Source organism: Nocardioides pini, assembly GCF_026712185.1.
Lineage (GTDB): Bacteria > Actinomycetota > Actinomycetes > Propionibacteriales > Nocardioidaceae > Nocardioides > Nocardioides pini.
Window position 1 is genome coordinate 293,714 of record NZ_JAPPUX010000001.1, and the last position, 24,200, is coordinate 317,913.

19 protein-coding genes are annotated in these 24,200 nt (G+C 70.7%); 14 read left to right on the forward strand and 5 right to left on the reverse strand.

The window, feature by feature from the left end:
* Nucleotides 1–23: 23 nt before the first annotated feature.
* The 3 genes from NYO98_RS01470 to NYO98_RS01480 are packed head-to-tail and all read right to left on the reverse strand — an operon-like array spanning nt 24 to nt 2,361.
* Nucleotides 24–905, reverse strand: coding sequence for a dihydropteroate synthase (locus NYO98_RS01470; RefSeq protein WP_268109742.1), 882 nt, complete (start codon nt 903–905; stop codon nt 24–26).
* Nucleotides 902–1,567 carry a corrinoid protein gene (locus tag NYO98_RS01475; RefSeq protein WP_268109744.1) on the reverse strand — a complete coding sequence of 222 codons (666 nt, stop codon included), beginning with the start codon at nt 1,565–1,567 and terminating at the stop codon, nt 902–904. Before NYO98_RS01475 ends, NYO98_RS01470 begins: the two co-directional genes overlap by 4 nt.
* Complete coding sequence (locus tag NYO98_RS01480; protein WP_268109745.1) at nt 1,564–2,361, reverse strand: IclR family transcriptional regulator; 798 nt, start codon at nt 2,359–2,361, stop codon at nt 1,564–1,566. The genes NYO98_RS01475 and NYO98_RS01480 overlap by 4 nt, the downstream gene beginning before the upstream one ends.
* A gap of 188 nt (nt 2,362–2,549) precedes the next feature.
* Between NYO98_RS01480 and NYO98_RS01485 the strand changes: the two genes are divergently transcribed.
* Nucleotides 2,550–3,989: a trimethylamine methyltransferase family protein gene (locus NYO98_RS01485; RefSeq protein WP_268109746.1), complete on the forward strand. Its 1,440-nt coding sequence runs from the start codon at nt 2,550–2,552 to the stop codon at nt 3,987–3,989.
* Nucleotides 3,990–4,360: 371 nt separating this feature from the next.
* Here the strand turns inward: NYO98_RS01485 and NYO98_RS01490 are convergent, their stop codons facing one another.
* Complete coding sequence (locus NYO98_RS01490; RefSeq protein ID WP_268109747.1) at nt 4,361–6,040, reverse strand: formate--tetrahydrofolate ligase; 1,680 nt, start codon at nt 6,038–6,040, stop codon at nt 4,361–4,363.
* A gap of 23 nt (nt 6,041–6,063) precedes the next feature.
* Nucleotides 6,064–6,912, reverse strand: a complete 849-nt coding sequence (gene purU, locus NYO98_RS01495) for a formyltetrahydrofolate deformylase (RefSeq protein ID WP_268109749.1) — start codon at nt 6,910–6,912, stop codon at nt 6,064–6,066.
* 113 nt (nt 6,913–7,025) lie between these two features.
* On the opposite strand from purU, the gene NYO98_RS01500 reads away from it, so the two are divergent.
* From NYO98_RS01500 to NYO98_RS01560, 13 genes are all read left to right on the forward strand, one after another.
* Nucleotides 7,026–7,808: an IclR family transcriptional regulator gene (locus NYO98_RS01500; RefSeq protein WP_268109750.1), complete on the forward strand. Its 783-nt coding sequence runs from the start codon at nt 7,026–7,028 to the stop codon at nt 7,806–7,808.
* 120 nt (nt 7,809–7,928) lie between these two features.
* Nucleotides 7,929–9,398 (forward strand): aldehyde dehydrogenase family protein, encoded by a 1,470-nt coding sequence (locus tag NYO98_RS01505; protein WP_268109751.1) that lies wholly within the window; start codon nt 7,929–7,931, stop codon nt 9,396–9,398.
* 9 nt (nt 9,399–9,407) lie between these two features.
* The gene (betA, locus tag NYO98_RS01510) at nt 9,408–11,162 is read left to right on the forward strand and encodes a choline dehydrogenase (protein WP_268109752.1); all 1,755 of its coding nucleotides are present in this window, start codon (nt 9,408–9,410) and stop codon (nt 11,160–11,162) included.
* On the forward strand, nt 11,159–12,187 hold the full coding sequence (locus NYO98_RS01515) for a quaternary amine ABC transporter ATP-binding protein (protein WP_268109753.1): 1,029 nt from the start codon (nt 11,159–11,161) through the stop codon (nt 12,185–12,187). The genes betA and NYO98_RS01515 overlap by 4 nt, the downstream gene beginning before the upstream one ends.
* Nucleotides 12,184–14,262, forward strand: a complete 2,079-nt coding sequence (locus NYO98_RS01520; RefSeq protein WP_268109754.1) for an ABC transporter permease — start codon at nt 12,184–12,186, stop codon at nt 14,260–14,262. Before NYO98_RS01515 ends, NYO98_RS01520 begins: the two co-directional genes overlap by 4 nt.
* Before the next feature lie 64 nt (nt 14,263–14,326).
* Nucleotides 14,327–15,316: an ABC transporter substrate-binding protein gene (locus NYO98_RS01525; RefSeq protein WP_268109755.1), complete on the forward strand. Its 990-nt coding sequence runs from the start codon at nt 14,327–14,329 to the stop codon at nt 15,314–15,316.
* 119 nt (nt 15,317–15,435) lie between these two features.
* Nucleotides 15,436–17,169, forward strand: coding sequence for a BCCT family transporter (locus tag NYO98_RS01530; protein ID WP_268109756.1), 1,734 nt, complete (start codon nt 15,436–15,438; stop codon nt 17,167–17,169).
* A 153-nt stretch (nt 17,170–17,322) separates the two neighbouring features.
* Nucleotides 17,323–19,848 (forward strand): GcvT family protein, encoded by a 2,526-nt coding sequence (locus NYO98_RS01535; protein WP_268109757.1) that lies wholly within the window; start codon nt 17,323–17,325, stop codon nt 19,846–19,848.
* On the forward strand, nt 19,848–20,621 hold the full coding sequence (locus tag NYO98_RS01540) for an electron transfer flavoprotein subunit beta/FixA family protein (RefSeq protein ID WP_268109758.1): 774 nt from the start codon (nt 19,848–19,850) through the stop codon (nt 20,619–20,621). The genes NYO98_RS01535 and NYO98_RS01540 overlap by 1 nt, the downstream gene beginning before the upstream one ends.
* On the forward strand, nt 20,618–21,598 hold the full coding sequence (locus tag NYO98_RS01545; protein ID WP_268109759.1) for an electron transfer flavoprotein subunit alpha/FixB family protein: 981 nt from the start codon (nt 20,618–20,620) through the stop codon (nt 21,596–21,598). The genes NYO98_RS01540 and NYO98_RS01545 overlap by 4 nt, the downstream gene beginning before the upstream one ends.
* A gap of 144 nt (nt 21,599–21,742) precedes the next feature.
* On the forward strand, nt 21,743–22,138 hold the full coding sequence (locus tag NYO98_RS01550) for an SHOCT domain-containing protein (protein ID WP_268109760.1): 396 nt from the start codon (nt 21,743–21,745) through the stop codon (nt 22,136–22,138).
* A 311-nt stretch (nt 22,139–22,449) separates the two neighbouring features.
* Nucleotides 22,450–23,406, forward strand: coding sequence for an ABC transporter ATP-binding protein (locus tag NYO98_RS01555; RefSeq protein WP_268109761.1), 957 nt, complete (start codon nt 22,450–22,452; stop codon nt 23,404–23,406).
* Nucleotides 23,407–23,412: 6 nt separating this feature from the next.
* A complete protein-coding gene (locus tag NYO98_RS01560; RefSeq protein WP_268109762.1) occupies nt 23,413–24,198 on the forward strand; it encodes an MlaE family ABC transporter permease in 786 nt (261 codons plus the stop codon).
* Nucleotides 24,199–24,200: the final 2 nt, after the last annotated feature.

Sequence of the window (24,200 nt, forward strand, 5' to 3'; positions counted from 1 at the left end):
ACGGAGGACGTCGTGGGGTGTCCTCACGTCTGGCTCGCCTCCTGCTTCGCGCGGTGCGCGGCGATCCAGGCCATGCCCCAGTCGTCGTGGCCGAGGAACACGTCGGCCGCCTTGACCGCCTCGACCACGTGGGGCGTGCGGGTGTCCATGATCGCGCTCGTCAGCCCGGACGTCATGGCCATCGGGAGCCACGTGCCGTTGAGGGTGTGCCGTCCCGGCATCCCGAAGGAGACGTTGGACGCGCCGCACGTCATGTTGACGCCGAAGTCGTCGCGGATGCGCCGCATCACCTCGAACGTCACGAGGCTGGTGCTGGTGTCGGCGCCGATCGGCATGGCGAGGGGGTCGATGACGATGTCGGCCTGGGCGATGCCGTACTCCTGCGTGGCGACCCGGACGATCTTGCCGGTGAGCTCGACGCGCTTGTCGGCCTCCATCGGGATCTCGTCGTGGTCGTTGGGCAGGGCGATGATCGCGGCGTCGTGCTTCTTCACCAGCGGCAGGATCAGCTCGAGGCGGTCGTCCTCAGCCGTCACGGAGTTGACCAGCGCCCGGCCCCGGTAGACCGACAGTCCCGCCTCCAGCGCCTCGACCACCGAGGAGTCGATGCAGATGGGGAGGTCGCAGAGCTCCTGGACCAGTGTGATGGCCTTGGCCAGCAGCTCGGGCTCGTCGGTCAGCGGCACGCCCATGTTGACGTCGAGGACGTCGGCACCGCCCTCGACCTGGGACTTGACGTCGCGCTCGATGGCCGAGAGGTCACCGTCGCGGAGCTGCTGCTGGAAGATGCGGCGCCCGGTGGGGTTGATCCGCTCGCCGATGAGCGTGAACCGGGTGTCGTGCCCGATGACCACCTCGCGGGTGGCCGACCGCAGGACCGTGCGCAGCGGCTCGGCGGGGCTCATGCAGGGACCTTCGTCCGCTTGGCCTCGATGAGGCTCTTGGCGCGCTTGACGGTCTGCGAGGCGTCGGCCGCGTAGCCGTCCGCGCCGACCGCGTCGGCGTACTCCTGCGTGACGGGTGCGCCACCGACCATGACGATCACCTCGTCGCGGATGCCGGCCTTCTCGAGGGCGTTCATGTTGGCCTTGAACATCGGCATGGTGGTGGTGAGGAAGGCCGAGAAGCCGACGATGTCGGGCTGGTGCTCCTCGATCGCCGCCACGAACTTCTCGGGGGCCACCTGCACGCCGAGGTCGATCACCTCGAAGCCCGCGCCCTCGAGCATGATGTTGACGAGGTTCTTGCCGATGTCGTGGACGTCGCCCTTGACCGTGCCCATGAGGAACTTGCCGATGGTCTCCACGCCGGTCTCGGCGAGCAACGGCCGCAGCCGCTCCATCGCGCCGGCCATCGCACGTCCGGCGATGAGCATCTCGGGGACGAAGAAGTCGCCGCGCTCGAAGCGGGCGCCGACCTCCTCCAGCGAGGGGATGAGGGCGTCGAAGAGCAGCGTCTGCGGCTCCATCGAGAGGCCGAGCCCCTCCTCGGTCAGCTCGAGCACGCGAGGGGCGTTGCCCACGAGCGTCTCGTCGTAGAGGGCCTTGAGGATGTCGTCGGGGGTCATGCGACCACCTCCTGGGTGCGAGCGTCTCTGCGGGCAGGGTCGGTGCGGGCGGGACCGCGCAGCAGCGAGGACAGCGCGGTGGACCGGTCGAGCAGCTGGCGGCCGAGCTCGTCGACGCGATCGGCCAGCCGGGCCGAGGGGCCCGAGATCCCGAGCGCGGCGACCACGTCGCCACGGAGGCCGAAGACGGGTACGGCGATGCCGGTGAGGCCGATCTCGAGCTCGTCCTCGGTGACGGCCCACCCGCGGTCGCGGGCACGTCGGCCGTCACGACGGACGGCGTCGGCGTCGGGCAGCGTTGCCGGCGTGGGCCGCTCCAGCACACCCGACGGGAGCTCGAGCGCGTCCCACGCGAGGAGCACCTTGCCCAGCGCGGAGCAGTGGGCGGGGACCTCGATCTCGGTCCAGTCGCGCGTGCCGAGGAGGTAGGTCGCGTCGACCTGGGCGACCTGCACCACGCGGTCACCGCGGGCCACGCTGAGGTGGACCGTCTCACCCGTGTCGGCGCCGATGCGCTCCATGGCCGGACGGGCCAGCCGGACCAGCTCGTCCCACGGGTCGTGGCGCGCGGCGTAGAGCCAGAAGAGCCGGCCGGCGACGTAGGACCCGGACTCGACGCGCTCGACCAGCCCCGAGCGCTCGAGGGCGGCGAGCAGCCGCGACGTCGTCGACTTCGCCAGCCCGCTCGCGTCCTGAAGCTCGGCGAACGAGATCGGCTCGTCGGCGTGGACGACCGTCGCGACGAGGTCGGCGGCGCGGTCCAGCGCCCGCGTGCCGGTGGCGGCCTCGCTCACGGGCGGCTCCTTCGGTCGAGGGGTTCCCACGGGTTCCATGATGTGGAACCGTGGTTCCACATCATGAGGCTAAGAGCCGTCGGGAGCCGCGGTCAAGGGGCCCGGCCGGCGTCGAGGCCGACGTCCTGACCACGTGACCGACCCAGCCCGACCCAGCCCTGACCCCAGCCCTGACCCCAGGAGGACCCGTGTTCCGCAACGCCATGCCGCGCTACGAGGTTTTGTCCCAGGAGGCGATGGCCACCCTCGACCAGGGATGGCGGCGGCTGATGACCGAGATCGGGGTCGAGTTCATGGACGAGCGCGCCCTCGAGCTGTTCCGCAGGGCCGGGCAGCGGGTCGAGGACAACACCGTCTTCCTCGACCCCGACTTCGTCCTCGAGCAGGTCGCCAAGGCACCGCGCGAGTTCGACGTGCAGGCACGCAACCACGACCACGACATCCACATCGGTGGGGACTCGATGGCGTTCGGGGCGGTCTACGGGCCGCCCTTCGTGCGGCAGGGCGACGTACGACGCGACGCCACCATGGAGGACTTCCGCAGCTTCACCAAGCTCGCGCAGTCGTTCGCCGTGCTCGACTCCGCGGGCGGCGTCATCTGCGAGCCCAACGACACCCCGCTCGACAGCCGGCACCTCGACATGACCTACGCGCTGCAGACGCTGACCGACAAGGTCTACATGGGCAACGTCGTGTCCGGGGTCAACGCCGCGGACACCATCGCGATGACCTCGATCCTCTTCGGGTCGCGGGAGGCCATCGAGGAGACCCCGGCCACCATCTCGCTGATCAACTGCAACTCGCCGCTGCGCTGGGACGACCGCATGCTCGAGGCGCAGTTCGAGTACTCCGGAGCCGGTCAGCCGGTCGTGCTGACGCCCTTCATCCTGATGGGCGCGATGTCGCCGGTGACGATCCCGGCCGCCCTGGTGCAGCAGATCGTGGAGGCCCTGTCGGGCATCGCCCTCTCGCAGCTGATCCGCCCCGGGACGCCGGTGATCTTCGGGTCGTTCCTGTCCAACATCGACATGCAGTCCGGCTCGCCGACCTTCGGCACCCCGGAGTCCGGGCTCGGCCTGCTGTGCACCGGCCAGATCGCGCGCCACTTCGGCCTGCCGTTCCGCACCGGCGGCGGGCTGACGTCCTCACAGGTCGCCGACGCCCAGGCGGGCTACGAGGCGCTCATGACGCTGCTGCCGACCTTCCTCGCCGGCGCCAACTGGGTGATGCACTCGGCCGGCTGGCTCGAGGGTGGCCTGGTCGCGGGCTACGAGAAGTTCATCGTCGACGTCGAGCTGCTCCAGATGCTGCGCCACGAGTTCACCCCGCTCGAGATCGACGAGGCGTCGATGGCCTTCGACGCACACCAGGAGGTCGGCCACGGCGGCCACTTCCTCGGCGCGATGCACACGATGGAGCGCTTCCGCACCTGCTTCTACCGCCCGCTCCTCTCGTCGTCGGAGAACTACGAGCGGTGGATGCGCAACGGCGGCCACGACGCCAACGACCGCGCCCAGGTCGCCTACCAGAAGACGCTCGAGGACTACGAGCAGCCGCCGCTCGACGACGCCGTCCGCGAGGAGCTCGAGGACTACGTCATCCGCCGGCGCGCGGAGCTCGGCGACTGACCGCGCGTCCCAGTGCCGGCGCGTCGGACGACCACAAGTCCAACGCTCACGACGGGCGTACGCGTTGGTGGGGCCGACGGCAGCCACTTCTGGTCGTCCGACGCGCCGCGGCCCTAGCCGGACCGACGCCCGGGGTGGCGGCACATCACACGGATCGAGGGTCCGGCGCCGTGATCTGCCGCCACCACCACAGGCGAGCCGGCACGACCCCCGGTCTCGTGACGTGGCTCAGCCCCTTCTCCCTGCGCTGGCCGATCCGGCGCGTCGGACGACCACAAGTCCAACGCTCACGACGGGCGAACCCGTTGGTCGGGTCGACGGCAGCCACTTCTGGTCGTCCGACGCGCGCGAACGTCACCTCGAGCGAACGGTCAGCTGAGGCCGAGGATCGTCCCGTCGTCGGCGAGGTCGATGCGCGCGGCGGACGGGTCGCGCGGCAGGCCGGGCATGGTCATCATGTCGCCGCAGACCACGACCACGAAGCCTGCGCCCGCGGAGAGGCGTACCTCGCGCACGTGCAGCTCGTGGCCCGACGGCGCACCGAGGGACTTCGGGTCGGTGGAGAAGGAGTACTGGGTCTTGGCGACGCAGACCGGGAGTCCGCCGTAGCCGTCGCTCTCGATGCGCTGGAGGCGGCGCCGGGCCTTGGCCTCCCACGTCACCAGGCCGGCGCCGTAGAGGCGCGTGGCGATCGCCTCCACCTTCGCGGTGAGCGACAGGTCGTCGTCGTAGGTGAAGGAGAACTCGTACGGCGACGGCTCGGCCAGGGTCGCGAGGACGCCCTGGGCGAGGTCCTTCGCACCGTTGCCGCCGTCGGCGAAGTGCGTGGCCGGGAAGGCCTGGACGCCCTCGTCCGCGACCAGCTCGACGACCCGCGCCACCTCCCGGTCGGTGTCGGTGGGGAAGCGGTTGACCGCGACGACGGCGGGGATGCCGTAGACGTCGCGGATGTTGTCGAGGTGGCGGCGGAGGTTGACCATGCCCGCCTCGACCGCGGCGACGTCCTCGGTGCCGAGGTCCGCCAGGGCCACGCCGCCGTGGTACTTCAGCGCCCGGACGGTCGCCACCACGACCGCCACGTCGGGCCGCAGGCCGGACTTGCGGCACTTGATGTCCACGAACTTCTCCGCCCCCAGGTCGGCGCCGAAGCCGGCCTCGGTGACCACGATGTCGGCCAGGCGCAGCCCCGCGCGGGTCGCCATGACCGAGCTGCAGCCGTGGGCGATGTTGGCGAACGGACCGCCGTGCACGAAGGCCGGGGCCCCCTCGAGCGTCTGCACGAGGTTGGGCGCGAGGGCGTCGCGCAGCAGCGCCGCCATCGCCCCGTGGGCACCCAGGTCGCGCGCGGTCACCGGCGACATGGCGCGGGTGTAGCCGATGACGATGTCGCCGATGCGGCGCTTGAGGTCGGCCCAGGACTCGGTGAGGCAGAAGATCGCCATCAGCTCGGAGGCCACGACGATGTCGAACCCGTCCTCGCGAGGGAAGCCGTTGACGTGCCCGCCGAGGGCCACGACCACCTCGCGCAGCGCCCGGTCGTTCGTGTCGAGGACGCGCTTCCAGGTCACGCTGCGCACGTCGATGTCGAGCTCGTTGCCGTGGTGCACGTGGTTGTCGATGAGGGCGGCGAGGAGGTTGTTCGCGGCGGCGATCGCCGCGAAGTCGCCGGTGAAGTGCAGGTTGATGTCGGTCATCGGCACCACCTGGCTCCAGCCGCCACCGGCGGCGCCGCCCTTCATGCCGAAGACCGGTCCCATCGACGGCTCGCGCAGGCACGCCACCGTCCGGTGGCCGAGGCCGTGGAGGGCGTCGGTGAGCCCCACCGTCGTGGTGGTCTTGCCCTCGCCCGGCGGGGTCGGGGAGAGCGCGGTGACCAGGACCAGCCGGCCGAGGGGGCGGTCGGCGAGGGACGCCAGGTAGCCGACGTCCACCTTGGCCTTGTGGTGCCCGTAGGGCACCAGGTGCTCCTCGTCGATGCCGAGGGTCTCCCGGGCGATGTCCCGGATGGGCCGCAGCACGGCGGCGTTGGCGATCTCGATGTCGGACAGCATGGTGCTCCTTCGGTTGCCTGGCGTCAGCGGAAGACGACCGTGCGGTCGCCGTTGAGCAGGACGCGCGACTGGGCGTGCCAGCGCACGGCCCGGGACAGGACCTGGGCCTCCACGTCGCGCCCGGCCGCGACGAGCTGGTCCTGGTCGTAGCCGTGGTCGACGCGCAGGACGTCCTGCTCGATGATCGGTCCCTCGTCGAGGTCGGCGGTGACGTAGTGCGCCGTCGCGCCCACCAGCTTCACACCCCGGTCGAAGGCCTGGTGGTAGGGCCGGGCTCCCTTGAAGCTCGGCAGGAACGAGTGGTGGATGTTGATCGCGCGCCCGGACAGCCGCCGGCACAGGTCGTCGGACAGGACCTGCATGTAGCGGGCCAGCACGACCAGGTGGCTGCCCGTCGCCTCGACGATCTCCATGAGCCGGTCCTCGGCGTCGGACTTGGTCGCCGAGGTCACGGGGACGTGGTGGAAGTCGATGCCGTACGACCGGACCAGCGGGCCGGCGTCCGCGTGGTTCGAGACGACGGCCGGCACGTCGATCTGGACGGCGCCCGTGCTGGCGCGGAAGAGCAGGTCGTTGAGGCAGTGCAGGTGCTTCGACACCATGATGAGCGTGCGGTAGGGGGCGTCCGCCGCCCACAGCTCGAAGTGCATGCCGAACCGCTCGGCGGTGGCGGCGAACGCCTCGCGCAGGGCGCCGGGCTCGGTCGAGCTCGCGGTGGCGAAGGCGATCCGCATGAAGAACCGCTGGGTGAGGCGGTCGCCGAACTGCTGGCTCTCGACGATGTTGGCGCCCTGCTCGACGAGGTAGCCGCTGACGGCGTGCACGATGCCCGGGCGGTCCGGGCAGGAGAGGGTCAGGACGAAGTCGCTCACAAGTCGCCCACTCGGCTGCTCACTCGGCCTCCCGCGATCGTTGCTGTGTCGCACGTTGCGCTTGACGAAACAGAGTTTGCGATACGCAACAGCCGCTGCGCTAGTGTCGCGCCATGCGCAACAGCGAGGAGACCGGCGCCGGCGGCGGTGGCGTCCAGTCCGTCGACCGGGCCCTGAGCATCCTCGAGGTGCTCGCGCGCACCGGCGAGGCAGGCGTCACCGAGATCGCGGGCGAGCTCGGCGTCCACAAGAGCACGGCGTTCCGCCTGGTCGCGACCCTGGAGTCGCACCGGCTCGTCGAGCAGACCGGCGACCGGGGCCGCTACCGGCTCGGCGTCGGCGTCCTCCGCCTCGCCGGTGCCACCACGGCCCGCCTCGACCTGGTCCAGGAGGCGCGGCCGATCTGCCGCCAGCTCGCGGCCGACACCGGTGAGACCGTCAACGTCGCGGTGCTCGCCGACGGCTCCGCGCTCTACCTCGACCAGGTGGCCGGCTCCTCGGCGCTGCAGCCGCACAACTGGGTCGGGCAGCACATCCCGCTGCACGCCACCAGCAACGGCAAGGTCCTGCTGAGCGGCCTCGACGAGGCCGAGCTGGAGCAGGCACTCGGCGCGCTGACGACGTACACCGCCCAGACGATCACCCGCCTCCCGGAGCTGCGCGACGAGCTCGCCAGGGTCAGGGAGCAGGGGTACGCCGTCGCGATCGACGAGCTCGAGGTCGGGCTGACCGCGGTGGCCGCGCCGGTCCGCAACGCCCACGGCGACGTGGTCGCCTCGATGAGCGTCTCCGGCCCGTCGTTCCGGCTCGACGCGGAGCGGCTCGACGACGTGATCGCGCTGCTGGCCGAGGCGGCCGGCGAGGTCTCCCACCGCCTCGGCTGGGGTCATCGATAGTCGGCACGTCCGCGCCCCAGCCCTTGACGACGGGGGGTCTCCGCTGGATCCTGCGAACGTGGCTGGTTGCGCTCGGAGCACCCGGTTGCGACATGCGCAACAAGTGTCGAGGTGGTCCGGATGCCAGAGCTGTACGTCGACGGGGCGTGGGCGAGCCCTGCCGCGGGTGGTCGGCGCGAGGTGCGCTGCCCGGCGGACGGCTCGCTGGTCGGGGCGGTCGACGAGGCCGGCGCCGAGGACACGGCTCGCGCGATCGAGGCGGCGCACCGGGCGTTCCACGCGAGCGACTGGCCGACCACGTCCGGCCGTGAGCGCGGGGACCTGCTCCTGCGCGTGGCCGACCTGCTCGAGCGCGACGCCGACGACGTGGCCCGCATGGAGTCGCTCGACACCGGCAAGCGCCTCGTGGAGAGCCGGTACGACGTCGCGGACGTGGTCTCGGTCTTCCGCCACTACGGGCGGGTGGCCGCCGAGGACGCCGGGCGCGTGGTCGACACCGGCAACCCCGACGTGGTCAGCCGCATCGTGCACGAGCCCATCGGCGTGTGCGGGCTCATCACGCCCTGGAACTACCCGCTCCTGCAGGTCTCGTGGAAGGTCGCGCCGTGCCTGGCGGCGGGCAACACCTTCGTGCTCAAGCCGAGCGAGCTGACGCCCCACTCGGCCGTGCACCTGATGCGCCTGCTGGAGGAGGCCGGGCTGCCCGCGGGCGTCGGCAACCTCGTGCTGGGGGCCGGCGCGAGCGCCGGTGCCCCGCTCTCCTCGGACCCGCGGGTCGACCTCGTGTCGTTCACCGGCGGGCTGGAGACGGGCCGGGCGATCATGGCCACCGCCGCCGCCACGGTGAAGAAGGTGGCTCTCGAGCTGGGCGGCAAGAACCCGAACATCGTCTTCGCGGACGCCGACCTCGACGTGGCCCTCGACTTCGCCCTCACCGCGGTCTTCCTGCACTCCGGCCAGGTGTGCTCCGCCGGCGCGCGGCTGCTCGTCGAGGAGTCGATCCACGACTCCTTCGTCGACGCGCTCGTCGAACGAGCGGGCGCGATCCGCCTCGGCGGCCCCTTCGACGACAAGGCCGAGACCGGTCCGCTCACCAGTGCCGCGCACCGCGACAAGGTGGAGGCGTACGTCGCCCGCGGGCTCGCCGAGGGAGCGGTGCTCCGGTGCGGTGGCGCGCGTCCCGACGACCCGGCCCTCGCCGAGGGCTTCTACTACCTGCCGACGATCCTCGACCGCTGCACCAGCGGCATGTCGGTGACGCAGGACGAGTCCTTCGGGCCGGTGCTCACCGTCGAGACCTTCCGTGACGAGGACGAGGCGGTGCGCATCGCCAACGACTCGATCTACGGCCTGGCCGGGGCCGTGTGGACCCAGGACGCGGGCCGGGCCCAGCGGGTGGCGGGCCGGCTCCGGATGGGAACGGTCTGGATCAACGACTACCACCCCTACGTGCCCCAGGCCGAGTGGGGCGGCTACAAGCAGTCCGGCACCGGCCGGGAGCTGGGTCAGGCAGGGCTCGACGAGTACCGCGAGACCAAGCACGTGTGGCACAACATCCGCCCGGTGCCCCAGCGCTGGTTCGGCGGGTAGGCGGCGACCATGGGTGCGGACCGGTACGACGTCGTCATCGTGGGAGGTGGCTCGGCCGGGTGCGCGCTCGCGAACCGCCTGTCCGCGGACGCCTCCACCTCGGTGCTGGTGCTGGAGGCGGGGCGCACCGACCGGTTCGACCCGTTGATCCATGCCCCGGCGGCGCTCCCGTTCCCGATCGGCAACCCGCTCTACGACTGGCGGTACGAGACCGAGCCGGAGCCGGCGATGGGGGGGCGTCGCGTCTACCACGCACGCGGCAAGGTGCTCGGCGGGTCGTCGTCGATCAACGGGATGATCTTCCAGCGGGGCAACCCGATGGACTACGAGCGGTGGGCCCGCGAGCCCGGCATGGAGACCTGGGACTACCGCCACTGCCTGCCCTACTTCAAGCGGATGGAGTCCCTGGTCCTGCCCGACGGGCAGGTCGGCGCGGACGCCTGGCGGGGCGGCTCCGGCCCGCTCGTCCTCGAGCGCAGCCCCGCCACGAACCCGCTCTTCAGCGCCTTCTTCGAGGCCGCGCAGCAGGCGGGCTACCTCCTGACCGACGACGTCAACGGCTATCGCCAGGAGGGCTTCGGGCGCTTCGACCGCAACATCGTCAACGGCGTGCGGATGTCGGCCGCCCGGGCGTACCTCCACCCGGTGATGAAGCGCAAGAACCTCACCGTCGAGACCTTCGCCCACGCCACCCGGATCCGCTTCGAGGGCCGTCGGGCCGTCGGCGTCGACTACCTCCGTGCCGGCCGCAGGCACCAGCAGGTCCGGGCGGGCGAGGTCATCCTCTGCGGCGGCGCCATCAACTCACCGCAGCTGCTGCAGCTCTCGGGGGTCGGCAACCCCGAGCACCTGCGACCGCTGGGCGTGGAGATGGTCCAGGACCTGCCGGGCGTCGGCGAGAACCTGCAGGACCACCTCGAGGTCTACATCCAGTACGCCTCGCTCCAGCCGGTCTCCATCGTGGAGGGCCTCAAGTGGCGCAACCGCCCCCGGGTCGGCCTCGAGTGGCTGCTCCGGCGCACCGGCACCGCGGCCTCCAACCACTTCGAGGGCGGCGGGTTCTGCCGGTCCAACGAGGACGTCGACTGGCCCAACCTGATGTTCCACTTCCTGCCGATCGCGATCCGCTACGACGGGTCGGCGCCGGCGGGACAGGATCGCTACGCCCACGGCTACCAGGTCCACATCGGCCCCATGTACGCCGACACCCGCGGGTGGGTGCGCATCGCCTCGACCGACCCGCGCCAGAAGCCGAGGATGCTCTTCAACTACCTGTCCACCGACAACGACCGCCGGGAGTGGGTCGAGGCGGTCCGCGTCGCGCGCGACATCCTCAACCAGCCCGCCTTCGCGCCGTTCAACGGCGGTGAGCTGTCGCCCGGACCGGGGGTGAGCACGGACGAGGAGGTCCTCGACTGGGTGCGCCGGGACGCGGAGACCGCGCTGCACCCCTCGTGCACCGCGAAGATGGGCACCGACGACCTGTCCGTCACCGACCCCACCAGCATGCGCGTGCACGGCACCGAGGGCCTGCGGGTCGTCGACGCGTCGGTCTTCCCCTACGTCACCAACGGCAACATCTACGCCCCCGTGATGATGGTCGCCGAGAAGGCGGCCGACCTGATCGCCGGCAACACGCCGCTCGCGCCCGCGGACGTCCCGTTCTACCGCCACCGCGGCGGCGTGCCGCCCTACCCGCCCGGCGACCCGCGCAACCAGGCCGCCGGCGGACCCGCCCACCAGCTGATGGAGGAGCACCCATGACGACGGCAGCACTGTCGGTCGACGGCCTGTGGAAGATCTTCGGTCCCCGCTCCGACCGGGTGATCGGCACACCGGACGCCGAGCTCTCCCGCGCCGACCTCAAGGCCAAGACCGGCAACGTCGTCGGCGTGAAGGACGTCTCCTTCGACGTCGCGCCCGGCGAGGTCTTCGTCGTCATGGGCCTCTCCGGCTCGGGCAAGTCCACGCTGGTCCGCCTCCTCACCCGCCTGATCGAGCCGACGTCCGGCTCGGTGACGCTGAACGGCGAGGAGATCACCGCGGCGTCGGAGTCGAAGCTGCGCGAGATCCGCCGCCACCAGGTGTCGATGGTGTTCCAGCACTTCGGCCTGCTGCCGCACCGCCAGGTGATCGACAACGTGGCCTACGGCCTCGAGGTCCGCGGCGTGGGCAAGAAGGAACGCCGGGCGAAGGCGGGCGAGATCGTCGACCTGGTCGGCCTCACGGGCTACGAGAAGTCCTACCCCGACCAGCTCTCCGGCGGCATGCAGCAGCGCGTCGGGCTGGCCCGGGCGCTCGCCGGCGACCCGGAGATGCTGCTCTTCGACGAGCCGTTCTCGGCCCTCGACCCGCTGATCCGGCGCGACATGCAGAACGAGGTGATCCGGCTGCACCGCGAGCTGGGCAAGACGATGGTCTTCATCACCCACGACCTCAGCGAGGCCCTCAAGCTCGGTGACCGGATCCTCATCATGCGTGACGGTGCGATCGTCCAGATCGGCTCGCCCGACGAGGTCGTCGCCCGGCCGGCCGACGACTACGTCAAGGACTTCGTCTCCGAGGTGCCCAAGTCGCACGTGCTGACCCTGAAGTGGGTGATGCGCGAGCCGAGGCCCGGCGAGTCGCTGGAGGGCCCCGCGCTGCCGGTCACCACGATCGTGCGCCAGGCCGCCCGGGCGGCGATCGCGTCGGAGCACCCGATCCGGGTCGTGGACGGCGACGAGCTGCTGGGTGTCGTCGACGAGGAGGACATCATGCGCGTGGTGGTGGCCGAGGAGGAGTCGTGACCACCACCGCCCCCGCCCCCGCTGTCCGCAAGCCGGTCGAGCCCGGCGCCGAGCCACCGCCTCCCGAGCGGAGCTCCGTCAGCCGGTGGATCCCGGCCGCGGTGGTCATCGGCGTCTGGATCGTCGCCTACCTCCTCCTCGAGGGCACCGACACCCTCGCCCTGCCGGGCGTCGCGCGGACCGACCTCCACGACCGGCTCACCGAGTTCAACAACGACCTCCTCGCCAGCCGCGACACCAACCCGGTCATGCAGTTCACCAACTCCATCTCCGACCTGCTGCGCAGCCTCTTCGAGTGGGTGCAGCGCATGATCGTCGTGCCGAACCCGCCCCGCCCCGTGCCGGAGATCGGCTGGCTGGGGGTCGTCGCGATCGCGACCTACATCGGCCTGGCGATCGCCAACTGGCGCATCGCGGTCCTGGTCTGCCTCTCCTTCCTCTCCTTCGGCGTGCTGGGCTACTGGCAGGACTCGCTCGACCTGCTGATCGTCACCGGCATCTCGGTGGCGATCGTGATCGTGCTGGGGATGCCGCTGGCGGTCCTCGTCGGCACGAGCACGCGGGCCAACAGGGCCATCACGGTCGTCCTCGACCTGATGCAGACGATGCCGACGTTCGTCTACCTCCTGCCGGTGGTGCTGTTCTTCGGGATCGGCGTCAGCGCCGCCGTCGTGAGCACGATGATCTACGCCCTCCCGCCGCTCGTCCGGATCGCCGGCTTCGGGATCCGCGAGGTCCCGACGGCCACCATCGAGGCCACCGACTCGGCCGGCCAGACCTACTGGCAGCGGCTGTTCAAGGTGCAGCTCCCGATGGCGCGCAAGACCATCATCGTGGGGCTCAACCAGACCACGCTCGCCGCGCTCTCGATGGCCACGCTGGCGGCGTTCGTCAACGGGCCCGGCCTCGGCAAGCCCGTCCTGGCCGGCCTGCGGATCAACGACGTCGGCGCCGCGTTCGTGCCCGGCGTGCTGATCGTGGTCATGGCCGTCATGCTCGACCGCACCACGACGGCCGCCAGTGAGCGCTCGGAGAAGGTGGCGCGCGGCGGTGGCGGCAACGTCCGGCAGCGACGCGTCCTCCTCGCCGTCGGCGGGGTCGGCACGCTCGTGGCCGTCTACCTCTCCCGCACCTACATCGGGCTCGCGGAGTTCCCCGTCTACACGATCGGCGACCGCATCGCCACGTGGGTGAACGACGTCATGGACTGGGTCACGAGCACCTTCGGCGGCATCACCGGCGCCTTCAAGGACCTCGTGACCACCTGGCTGCTCAACCCGATGCAGTCACTGATCGCCGACTCGCCGTGGTACGTCTCCTTCGTCGCGATCGCCGCCCTCGCGTTCGTCTTCGGCGGCGCCCGCGCCCTCGTGTCCTCCCTCGTCTGCCTGACCGGCATCTGGTTCTTCGACCTGTGGCACGACGCCATGATCACGCTCACGATGACGCTCGTCGCCACCGTGCTCGTGATGGTGCTGGCACTGGTTTTCGGGGTCTGGATGGCCCGGGACCGCAAGGTCGACCTCGGCATCAGGCCGCTGCTCGACGCGGGCCAGACGATCCCGCCGTTCGTCTACCTGATCCCGGTGCTCGCCCTCTTCGGCCCCTCCCGCTTCACCGCGATCGTGGCAGGCGTCGTCTACGCCGCCCCCGCTGCCATCAAGCTGGTGGCCGACGGCGTCAAGGGCGTCTCGCCCACGACCATCGAGGCGGGCCGCTCGACGGGTCAGACGACGTGGCAGGAGATCACCAAGGTGCAGCTGCCGATGGCGAAGGGCTCGCTCGTGCTCGCCACCAACCAGGGCCTGCTCTACGTGCTGTCCATGACCGTGATCGGCGGCCTCGTCGGCGCGGGCGCCCTCGGCTACGACGTCGTCTACGGCTTCTCGCGCAGCGAGGCGTGGGGCAAGGGCCTGGCCGCGGGCATCACCATCGTGCTCCTCGGCGTGATGCTGGACCGGATCACCCGCGCGGCCGCCGACGTGCGCCGTGACGACGGACCCGGCCCGCGCCGGGCCTTCCACACGCGGCTGCCGATCGGCTTCCCGGGCGACCGGAAGGTCGTCGAGACGTGACCCGCCGGGGTCCCGGAGACCCACCAACGGCATGTGCGACCAACCACCAGATGAGGAGACCCACATGAGAACTCCCCGCAGCCGGGGTGCGCGAATCGGGGCAGTAGCCGCGGTCGCCACGTTGGCCCTGTCCGCCTGTGGCGGCGGATCGATCGACGAGCAGACGCAAGCCAACGAGGAGCAGGCCGCCGAGTCCGGTGGCGAGTGCGGTGACCTCAACATGGCGGTGAACCCGTGGGTCGGGTACGAGGCGAGCGCCTACGTGGTCGGGACGGTCGCCGAGCAGGAGCTCGGCTGCAACGTCGAGTACAAGGAGCTCAAGGAGGACGTCTCCTGGCAGGGCTTCGGCACCGGCGAGGTCGACGTCGTCATCGAGGACTGGGGCCACCCCGACCTCGAGAAGAAGTTCTTCGCCGAGCAGGGCGACGGCACCGCGACGGACTTCGGTCCGCAGGGCAACGTCGGCATCATCGGCTGGTTCGTGCCGCCGTGGCTGGCCGAGGAGCACCCGGACATCCTCGACTGGGAGAACCTGAACAAGTACGCCGACGAGTTCGCGACCTCCGAGTCCGGCGGCCAGGGCCAGTTCCTCGGGGCCGACCCGTCCTACGTGCAGTTCGACGAGGCGATCGTGAGCAACCTCGACCTGGACTTCAAGGTCGTCTTCTCCGGTTCGGAGGCCGCCTCCATCGAGGCCTTCCGCAAGGCCGAGGAGAACAAGGAGTGGGTCATCGGCTACTGGTACGAGCCGCAGTACTTCAACGCCGAGGTGCCGATGCAGCGCGTCGCCCTGCCGCCGTACGAGGAGGGCTGCCAGGACGACCCGGAGACGGTGGCCTGCGACTACCCGGAGACCGAGCTGAAGAAGATCGTCAGCACCGAGTGGTCCGAGGGCGACTCGACCGCGGTCGACCTGGTCCAGAACTTCACGTGGACCAACGAGGACCAGAACGTCGTGGCGGGCTACATCGCGTCCGACGGCATGTCCCCGGAGGACGCCGCGGCCAAGTGGATCGACGAGAACCAGGACAAGGTCGACGCCTGGCTCGGCTGACGACCGTCGATGCCTGTCTCCCGGGCGACCCTTGACACCCGCCCGGGAGAGGGACATCGTACGGTCGTTGCAAGTCACGCACTAGGTTGCGCACGACGCAACCGGATGGGCAGGCCGGCATGGCGATCAAGGAACCCGTCGGTGAATCTCTGATCCCACCGCACCGCGAGGGCCAGGACCTGTCGCTCGACAAGGTGACCTTCGGCGTGGCCGCCGCGCTCGCGATCGCCTTCCTCCTCTGGGGGACCCTCGACTCCGATGGGATGGGCACGACCACGGGCGACCTCCTCGGCTGGCTGGAGACCACCTTTGGGTGGCTGTTCATCCTGGTCAGCGCGTCGTTCCTGCTGTTCTCCGGCTACCTCGCGGTGACCCGCTACGGCAACATCAAGCTGGGTCCCGACGACTCCGAGCCGGAGTTCACGACCTTCTCGTGGGTCTCGATGATGTTCGCGACGGGCATGGGCATCGGCCTGATGTTCTGGGGTGTCGCCGAGCCGCTCACCTACCTCACGGCGACCGACGCCTCGAGCATCCCGCCAGGTCGGGGTGACCCGTCGACCCCCGACAGCGCACGGGTCGCGATGGAGTACGCGTTCTTCCACTGGGGCTTCCACCCGTGGGCGATGTACGCCGTGATCGGACTCGCCATCGGGTACTTCGCCTACCGCAAGAACACCGGCAACCTGGTCTCGGGCGCGTTCGGGCCGCTGCTGGGGCGCCGTGCGACGGAGGGCCCCGGCAAGGCCATCGACGTGATCGCGATCTTCGCGACGCTGTTCGGCTCGGCGACCTCCCTCGGCCTGGGCGCCCTGCAGATCACCGGCGGCCTCGACGACGTCTTCTCGACCGGTGAGTCCAAGTGGCTGACGGTGGTCGTGATCGCGGTCCTGACCACCTGCTTCGTGGCCTCCGCCGTGACCGGCATCGAGAAGGGCGTGCAGTACCTCTCCAACGCGAACGCGATCGCGGCCCTGCTGCTGGTGTTCTTCCTCTTCGTCGTCGGGCCGACGGTCTTCATCCTCAGCACCTTCACCGAGTCCCTGGGCGGCTACCTGACGCACCTGCCGACGATGTCGTTCCGGACCGGCGCCTTCGGCGGCAGCGAGTTCCTCGACGCCTGGACGATCTTCTACTGGGCGTGGTGGATCTCGTGGACGCCCTTCGTGGGCATGTTCATCGCCCGCATCTCCAAGGGCCGCACGATCCGGCAGTTCGTCGTCTACGTGATCCTGGTGCCGAGCGTGGTGTCGTTCGTCTGGTTCTCCATCCTGGCCGGCTCGGCGTTCGACCTGCAGCTGTCGGGCGCGAAGGACCTCGGCGCCGTGCTCGCGGACGAAGGCACGGAGAGCGCGCTGTTCGCCACGCTGCGGGAGTACCCGCTCTCCAGCATCACGGTCGTGCTGGCGGTGTTCCTCGTCGCCATCTTCTTCATCACCGGCGCCGACTCGGCCTCGATCGTCATGGGCATGCTCAGCCAGCACGGCGAGGAGCACCCGATGCGCTGGCTGGTGATCTTCTGGGGCGTCGCCCAGGGGGCGGTGGCCGCCGTGCTGCTGTTCTCCGGCGGCCTCGGCGCGCTGCAGACCCTGGTGATCATCGTGGCCGGACCGTTCATGCTGGTCATCTGCGCGATGTGCGTGTCGCTCATGAAGGCGCTGCGCGAGGAGCCGTACGAGTCGACGCTGCCCTCGCGGGTGCGCAAGGCCGTGCTGCACGCCCAGAGGTACGACTCGGTGGAGAACCACTCGGTCGCCCTGACCGCGCTCGGGGCCGACCCGGAGGAGGTCATCAGCACGCCCGACGAGGACGAGAGGTCCTCGGGCGCCCGCCGCCGGCCCGAGGGCCCGTAGCCCGACCGTCCGCCGTCGCCCCGAGCACCTTGACAGTGCTCCGGGGCGACGGCGTACATTTCTGGAATCGCGCATAGCGCAACTCGTTGCACGATGCGCAACCCGCGAGACGCACCACCGAGACGCACCACCCGAGCTCCCAGGAGATCCGTCATGGCAGACGTCCCCACGACCGCACGTGTCGTCGTGATCGGTGCCGGCATCGTCGGCAACAGCCTCGTGCACCACCTGACGCGGCTCGGGTGGACCGACGTCGTGCAGATCGACAAGGGCCCCCTGCCCAACCCCGGCGGTTCGACGGGCCACGCCTCCAACTTCATCTTCACCGTTGACCACTCCCGCGAGATCACCGACCTGACGCTCGACTCGGTCGCGCAGTACAAGGAGATGGGTGTCTTCACGCAGTCGGGCGGCTTCGAGATCGCCCGCACCGAGGAGCGCATGGAGGAGCTGCGGCGACGCATGTCGAGCGCCCGTGCCTGGGGGATCGAGGCCGAGCTGGTCAGCCCGTCCTTCGTGAAGGAGAAGGTGCCCTTCATCGAGGAGGACCAGTTCATCGGCGCGTTCTGGACGCCCGGGGTCGGGGTGGTCGACTCGCTGCGCGCCGGCACCATCATGCGCGAGCGCGCCCTCGCCACCGGCGAGCTGACCGTCGTGCCGACCGTCGAGGTGACCGGCCTCGACACGACCGAGGGCCCCCACGGCCGCCGCCGGATCACCCGGGTGCGGACGACCGGCGGCGACATCGAGGCCGACGTGGTGGTCATCGCCGCCGGTGTGTGGAGCCCGAAGCTCGGCGACATGGCCGGCATCAGCATCCCGCTGACGCCGGCCGTGCACCAGATGATCAGCGTCGGCCCCTGCCCGCAGCTGGCGGAGAGGGAGGGAGAGATCTCCTTCCCGATCGTCCGCGACATGGACACCTTCTGCTACGAGCGCCAGCACGGCGCCGACATGGAGGTCGGCTCCTACGCCCACCGCGCGATCCTCCACGAGCCGGAGGACATCCCCTCGATCGAGCAGGCCAAGCTGTCGCCGACCGAGATGCCCTTCACCTCCGACGACTTCGACCCCCAGCTCGAGCAGGCCTACGAGCTCATGCCCGAGCTGCTCGGGGCCGAGGGCGCCGAGATGCGCTACGCCATCAACGGCCTGCTCTCGCTGACCTGCGACGGCAACCCGATCCTGGGCGAGAGCGACGTCGCCGGACTCTGGACGGCCGCCGCGGTGTGGATCAAGGAGGGTCCCGGGGTCGGCCGCGCGGTCGCGGAGTGGATGACCGACGGACACTCCGAGATCGACCTGCACCACAGCGACATCGCCCGCTTCCACGACCACCAGAAGCGCCGCGAGCACACCCGGCTGCGCACCACCGAGTCGTTCATCAAGACCTACGGCATCGTGCACCCGGGCGAGCAGTACGAGTCCGACCGCGACCAGCGGCTCTCCCCGATGCACGACTCCCAGGAGAAGCTGGGCGCCGTCTTCTTCGAGACCGCCGGGTGGGAGCGCCCGTTCTGGTACGAGACCAACGCTTCCCTGCTCGAGGCGTACGGCGACGCGGTCATGCCGCGCGAGCACGAGTGGGACTCCCGCTGGTGGAGCCCGATCATCAACGCCGAGCACCTCCGCATGCGCGAGGCCGCCGCGGTCATCGACCTGTCGGCGTTCTGCATCTTCGACATCGTCGGCCCCGAGGCCCTCGACGTGGTGCAGACGACCTGCGTCGCGCAGTGCGACGTCGCCGTGGGCAAGGTCGTCTACACGCCCGTCCTGGACGCGAAGGGTGGCTTCCGCTCCGACCTCACCGTGATGCGCCTGGGCGAGGACCACTTCCGGGTCGTCACCGGCGGTGCGCACGGCATGGCCGACCGCGCGTGGTTCGCGGGGCACCTGCCCGAGGCGGGCGCCACGACGCTCACCGACCTCACCGACGACGTGTCCACCATCGGCATCTGGGGCCCGCGGGCCCGCGACATCGTGTCGTCGCTGACCGCCGACGACGTCTCGGACGCCGGGTTCGGCTTCCTGACCTGCCGCGAGATCGACCTCGCCGGCACGTCCGTGCTCGCCTCCCGCATCTCCTACGTCGGCGAGCTCGGCTGGGAGCTCTACGTCCCGATGGAGCACGCCGCCGGGCTGTGGGAGGCGCTCCTCGAGGCGGGCGCCCCGCACGGTGCGGTGCCCGCCGGCATCGGCGTCTACGGCACGACGGGCCGCATCGAGAAGGGCTACCGCGCCTACGGCGCCGAGCTCGACAGCGAGCGCACCATCGTCGAGGCCGGGATGCAGCGTCCCAAGGTCAAGGCCGCCGACTTCGTCGGCAAGGAGGCCTACCTCGCCCAGCGGGAGGAGGCACCCCGGGCGGTCCTCTGCACGCTGACGGTCGACGACCACACGTCGGCCTCCGGGACGAAGCGCTACATGCTCGGCGGGGAGCCGATCCTCACCCGTGACGGCGGCACGCTCACCGACGGCCACGGGCACCACCCGTACGTCACCAGCGCCGGCTCGGCCCCGTCGCTCGGCAAGCACGTGCTGCTCGCCTACCTGCCACCCGACGAGGCCGTCATCGGCAACCAGCTCGCCGTGTCCTACATGGAGGAGCTCTACCCGGTCACGGTCGGCTCGATCGATGCGACGCCCCTCCTCGACCCGACCAACGAGCGCATCCGCTGATGGTCGATCCACTGGTCTGCGTCAAGCGCGTGGTCGACGCGACGAGCGAGGTCGTCCTCACCGACGACGAGCAGGGCGTCGACGGGCGCTACGCCGGCTTCACCACGAGCGCCCACGAGGAGTGCGCGGTCGAGCTCGCCGTCCGCATCGCCGCCGACGCCGGCGGCACCGCAACCGTCATGACCCTCGGTGACGACGACGCCGTGGAGCAGCTGCGGGCCGCGCTCGCCGTCGGCTGCGCCGCGGCCACCCACGTGGTGGCCGACGCGCAGGCGTTCGGCCCCGCCGACGTCGCCCGGGAGATCGCCGCCGTGGTCCGCGACCACGAGGCAGCGGGCACGCCCCACGAGCTGGTGCTGCTGGGCAACGACGCCGCCGACACGGGCGACTTCCAGGTCGGCATCCGCCTCGCCTACGAGCTCGGCTGGCCCGTCGTGAACGGCGTCAGCACCGTCACGGTCGCCGACGGCGAGGTGACGGCGAGCGGGTCGGGACCCGACGGCCACGAGACCTTCCGCCTCCCGCTCCCCGCGGTGGTCACGGTCCTCGAGGGCGGCGTGGAGCCGCGCTACCCGAGCGTCCCCGGACGGATGAAGGCCAAGAAGGTGCCCATCGAGGAGCGCCGGCCCACGGCGGACCCGGTCGGGCCGTCCCGCGTGCGGCTGGTGCTGCCCCCTCCCTCCCCGTCGACCGTCCAGGTCCTCGGCACGGGGCCCGAGGCCGCACCCGCGGTCGTCGACCTCTTCGAGCAGCTGGGGGTGCTGGCGCGATGATCGTCGTCCTGGTCGAGGTCACGCCGGCAGGAGAGGTCGTGGAGACCTCGCTCGAGGCCATGACGTTCGCGCGCGACCTCGCCGCCGCCGGGGGCGGGGTGCCGATCGACGCGGTCGTCGTCGGCCAGCCCGACGAGGCGCTCGTCGGCACCCTGGCGTCGTACGGCGCCCGCCGCGTGCACGCGCTCACCGGTCCGGCGTACGACTCGTTCTCCGGCGCCGCGTGGGCGGCCGGGCTGATGGCGGTGCGCGAGCGCGCGGGGGCGGTCGTCGTCACCGCTGCCGGAACCCCGCGCGGCAACGAGGTCCTGGCCCACGTCGCCGCCCGGTCCGGGGTGCCGATGGCCGCCAACGTGGTGTCCTTCGGCAGCCTGTCGCCCTTCACGGTCACCCGCCAGGTGGTGGGCGGGGCCGCGCTGGAGGAGATGAGCCTGGCCCAGCGCCCGGCGGTCTTCAGCCTCGCCGGCCACGCGGTGGAGGCCACCCCGGCCCCGGCCGCGGGTGTAGGCGAGCTGGTCGCGGAGACACCGGAGGTCGCCGACGCCGACCTCGTCGCCCGCGTGGTGTCCACCGAGGAGCCCGAGCCCGACCTGTCGGGCACGCTCAAGTCGGCGCGCGTCGTCGTCGGCGCCGGTCGCGGCGCCGGCTCGGCGGAGGGGTTCGACGACCTCCTCGAGCTCGCCGAGCTGCTCGACGCCCCGCTGGGGGTCTCCCGCGTGGTGACCTCCCTGGGGTGGCGGCCGCACCACGAGCAGGTGGGCCAGACCGGCAGCCGCATCTCGCCCGACCTCTACATCCCCTGCGGGATCAGCGGGGCGATCCAGCACTGGGCGGGATGCAGCAGTGCCAGGACGATCCTCGCGATCAACACCGACCCCGACGCCCCGATGGTCACCAAGGCGACCCACGCGGTCATCGGCGACCTCCACGAGATCATCCCGGCGGTCAACGCCGAGATCCGTCGTCGCCGCGCCTAGGGGAGCGGACGTCCCCGCGCCGGGCGACGTCCGGTCGACGTGCGGCGGTTGCTCACCCTCTGCGGGTGAGCGGCGACCACCCTCGACGGTGCCACACTGCGGCAGACCGGTCGACCGGGACCGGACCTGCGAGAGGGGCCTGCCATGGACGCGATGACCAACGACTTCGGGGACGTACTCCTGTGGTCCTTCTGGTTCTTCATCTGGATCGCCGCACTCATGGTCTGGTTCCGGTGCCTGTTCGACCTGTTCGGTGACCACACCCTCAGCGGCTGGGGCAAGGCCGGCTGGGCGCTGCTGCTCATCCTCGTGCCCTGGGTGGGCGCCCTGATCTACCTGATCGCCCGCGGCCGCAGCATGACCGAACGGCAGCTCAGCAGGGCCAAGGAGATGCAGGCCGCGCAGGAGCAGTACATCCAGCAGGTCGCCGGCACGTCGACCACCCCTGCCGACCAGATCGCCAACGCCAAGGCGCTGCTCGACTCGGGCACCATCGACCAGAGCGAGTTCGACGCGCTGAAGGCCAAGGCTCTCGCCTGATCGCGGCGGCTCGACGCGGCACTCGACAGGTCCGCACGTCCGTACGGCAAGACCGACACCGGTTGCGTGAGGCACGGCGCCGTCCGGGGCTCGACGCGTGACACCCGCGCCTGCGGCGCGCTACGACGACCACCTGCTCGTGCTCGACCATCCCGGCATCGCCGTGCGTCTCCTCTGGGACGAGCGCGGGTCGTGACGACCGTCTCCTTCCGACCGTAACCTCCCGCGACCTCCCGCGTTGTCCACCCGAGAGCAGCGCTGGGCGGCAGTCGCCCGGCCCAGTGGCGAGCCAGACGGCAGGGAGGGTGGACATGGGTGTCGAGATCCAGGTCAACGACCTCACCAAGTCCTTCGGCAAGCAGCTCATCTGGGGCGACGTCACGCTCACCGTGCCGGCCGGCGAGATCTGCGTGATGCTCGGGCCGTCGGGCACCGGCAAGTCGGTGTTCCTCAAGACCCTGATCGGCCTGCTCAAGCCCGACAAGGGCTCGATCATCATCGAGGGCACCGACATCGCGAGCTGCTCCGAGCGCGAGCTCTACGAGATCCGCAAGCTGTTCGGCGTGCTGTTCCAGGACGGCGCCATGTTCGGCTCGATGAACCTCTACGACAACGTCGCCTTCCCGTTGCGCGAGCACACGAGGAAGTCGGAGTCGGAGGTCCGCGACATCGTCATGGAGAAGATGGACCTCGTCGGCCTCCTCGGGGCCGAGGACAAGCTGCCCGGCGAGATCTCCGGCGGCATGCGCAAGCGCGCGGGGCTGGCCCGCGCCCTGGTCCTCGACCCGGAGATCGTCCTGTTCGACGAGCCCGACTCCGGCCTCGACCCGGTGCGCACGGCCTTCCTCAACCAGCTGATCGTCGACCTCAACGCGCAGATCGACGCCACCTTCCTGATCGTCACCCACGACATCAACACCGCCCGCACGGTGCCCGACAACATCGGGCTGCTCTACCACCGGCACCTGGCGATGTTCGGCCCGCGCGAGCAGCTCCTCAGCTCCGAGGAGCCGGTCGTGCGCCAGTTCCTCAACGCCCAGCGGGTGGGCCCGATCGGCATGTCGGAGGAGAAGGACGCCGACGAGCTGGCCGCGGAGGCCGGGCAGGAGCTGCCGCCGCTGCCGCCGATCCCGCTCCAGCTCGACCCGTCCAACGGCACTCCGCGCCGCAGCCAGCGCCCGGCGGGGGAGTGGTGCCGGGAGAACGGCGTGACGCCGCCGCCCGGGTCGTTCGAGTCCAGCAACGCCGGCCTGGCGCCGGGGGTCTGAGCCGCCATGTCCACATCGCTGTCCTCGCGCGCCCTCGCGCCGATCGGGATCGCCGGCAACCTGTTCGCCTTCGCCCTCGACGTCTTCCGGGGGCTGTTCCGGCGACCGTTCCAGCTGCGCGAGTTCATCCAGCAGGCGTGGTTCATCGCCTCGGTCACCATCATCCCGACCGCGCTGGTCGCGATCCCCTTCGGTGCGGTCATCGCGCTGCAGGTGGGCGGCCTGATCAAGCAGTTCGGCGCGCAGTCGTTCACCGGCTCGGCGTCGGTGCTCGCGGTGATCCAGCAGGCGGCCCCCATCGGCACCGCCCTGCTGATCGCCGGGGCCGGCGGCTCGGCGATCGCGGCCGACCTCGGCGCGCGCAAGATCCGCGAGGAGCTCGACGCGATGATGGTGCTGGGCATCGACCCGATCCAGCGCCTCGTCGTGCCCCGCGTGCTCGCGTGCATGCTCGTGGCGTTCTTCCTCAACGGCATGGTGAGCGTCGTCGGCGTGAGCGGCGGCTACGTCTTCAACGTCATCCTCCAGGACGGCACCCCCGGCGCGTACCTCGCGAGCTTCACCGCGCTGGCGCAGCTGCCCGACCTGTGGATCGGACTGCTGAAGGCGCTCGTCTTCGGCCTGATCGCCGCCGTCGTGGCGTCCTACAAGGGGATGAACGCCAAGGGTGGGCCCAAGGGCGTCGGCGACGCCGTCAACGAGTCCGTGGTCATCACCTTCCTGCTGCTCTTCGTGGCCAACTTCGTCCTCAGCATGATCTACCTGCAGGTCGTGCCCCCGAAGGGCGGATGACC

What these genes read in the sequence shown, in the direction of transcription:
- NYO98_RS01470 (WP_268109742.1), bottom strand. Translation starts at nt 905, where the DNA reads ATGAGCCCCGCCGAGCCGCTGCGCACGGTCCTGCGGTCGGCCACCCGC.
- NYO98_RS01475 (WP_268109744.1), bottom strand. Translation starts at nt 1,567, where the DNA reads ATGACCCCCGACGACATCCTCAAGGCCCTCTACGACGAGACGCTCGTG.
- NYO98_RS01490 (WP_268109747.1), bottom strand. Translation starts at nt 6,040, where the DNA reads ATGCTGTCCGACATCGAGATCGCCAACGCCGCCGTGCTGCGGCCCATC.
- NYO98_RS01500 (WP_268109750.1), top strand. Translation starts at nt 7,026, where the DNA reads ATGCGCAACAGCGAGGAGACCGGCGCCGGCGGCGGTGGCGTCCAGTCC.
- NYO98_RS01505 (WP_268109751.1), top strand. Translation starts at nt 7,929, where the DNA reads ATGCCAGAGCTGTACGTCGACGGGGCGTGGGCGAGCCCTGCCGCGGGT.
- betA (WP_268109752.1), top strand. Translation starts at nt 9,408, where the DNA reads ATGGGTGCGGACCGGTACGACGTCGTCATCGTGGGAGGTGGCTCGGCC.
- NYO98_RS01515 (WP_268109753.1), top strand. Translation starts at nt 11,159, where the DNA reads ATGACGACGGCAGCACTGTCGGTCGACGGCCTGTGGAAGATCTTCGGT.
- NYO98_RS01525 (WP_268109755.1), top strand. Translation starts at nt 14,327, where the DNA reads ATGAGAACTCCCCGCAGCCGGGGTGCGCGAATCGGGGCAGTAGCCGCG.
- NYO98_RS01530 (WP_268109756.1), top strand. Translation starts at nt 15,436, where the DNA reads ATGGCGATCAAGGAACCCGTCGGTGAATCTCTGATCCCACCGCACCGC.
- NYO98_RS01535 (WP_268109757.1), top strand. Translation starts at nt 17,323, where the DNA reads ATGGCAGACGTCCCCACGACCGCACGTGTCGTCGTGATCGGTGCCGGC.
- NYO98_RS01540 (WP_268109758.1), top strand. Translation starts at nt 19,848, where the DNA reads ATGGTCGATCCACTGGTCTGCGTCAAGCGCGTGGTCGACGCGACGAGC.
- NYO98_RS01545 (WP_268109759.1), top strand. Translation starts at nt 20,618, where the DNA reads ATGATCGTCGTCCTGGTCGAGGTCACGCCGGCAGGAGAGGTCGTGGAG.
- NYO98_RS01550 (WP_268109760.1), top strand. Translation starts at nt 21,743, where the DNA reads ATGGACGCGATGACCAACGACTTCGGGGACGTACTCCTGTGGTCCTTC.
- NYO98_RS01555 (WP_268109761.1), top strand. Translation starts at nt 22,450, where the DNA reads ATGGGTGTCGAGATCCAGGTCAACGACCTCACCAAGTCCTTCGGCAAG.
- NYO98_RS01560 (WP_268109762.1), top strand. Translation starts at nt 23,413, where the DNA reads ATGTCCACATCGCTGTCCTCGCGCGCCCTCGCGCCGATCGGGATCGCC.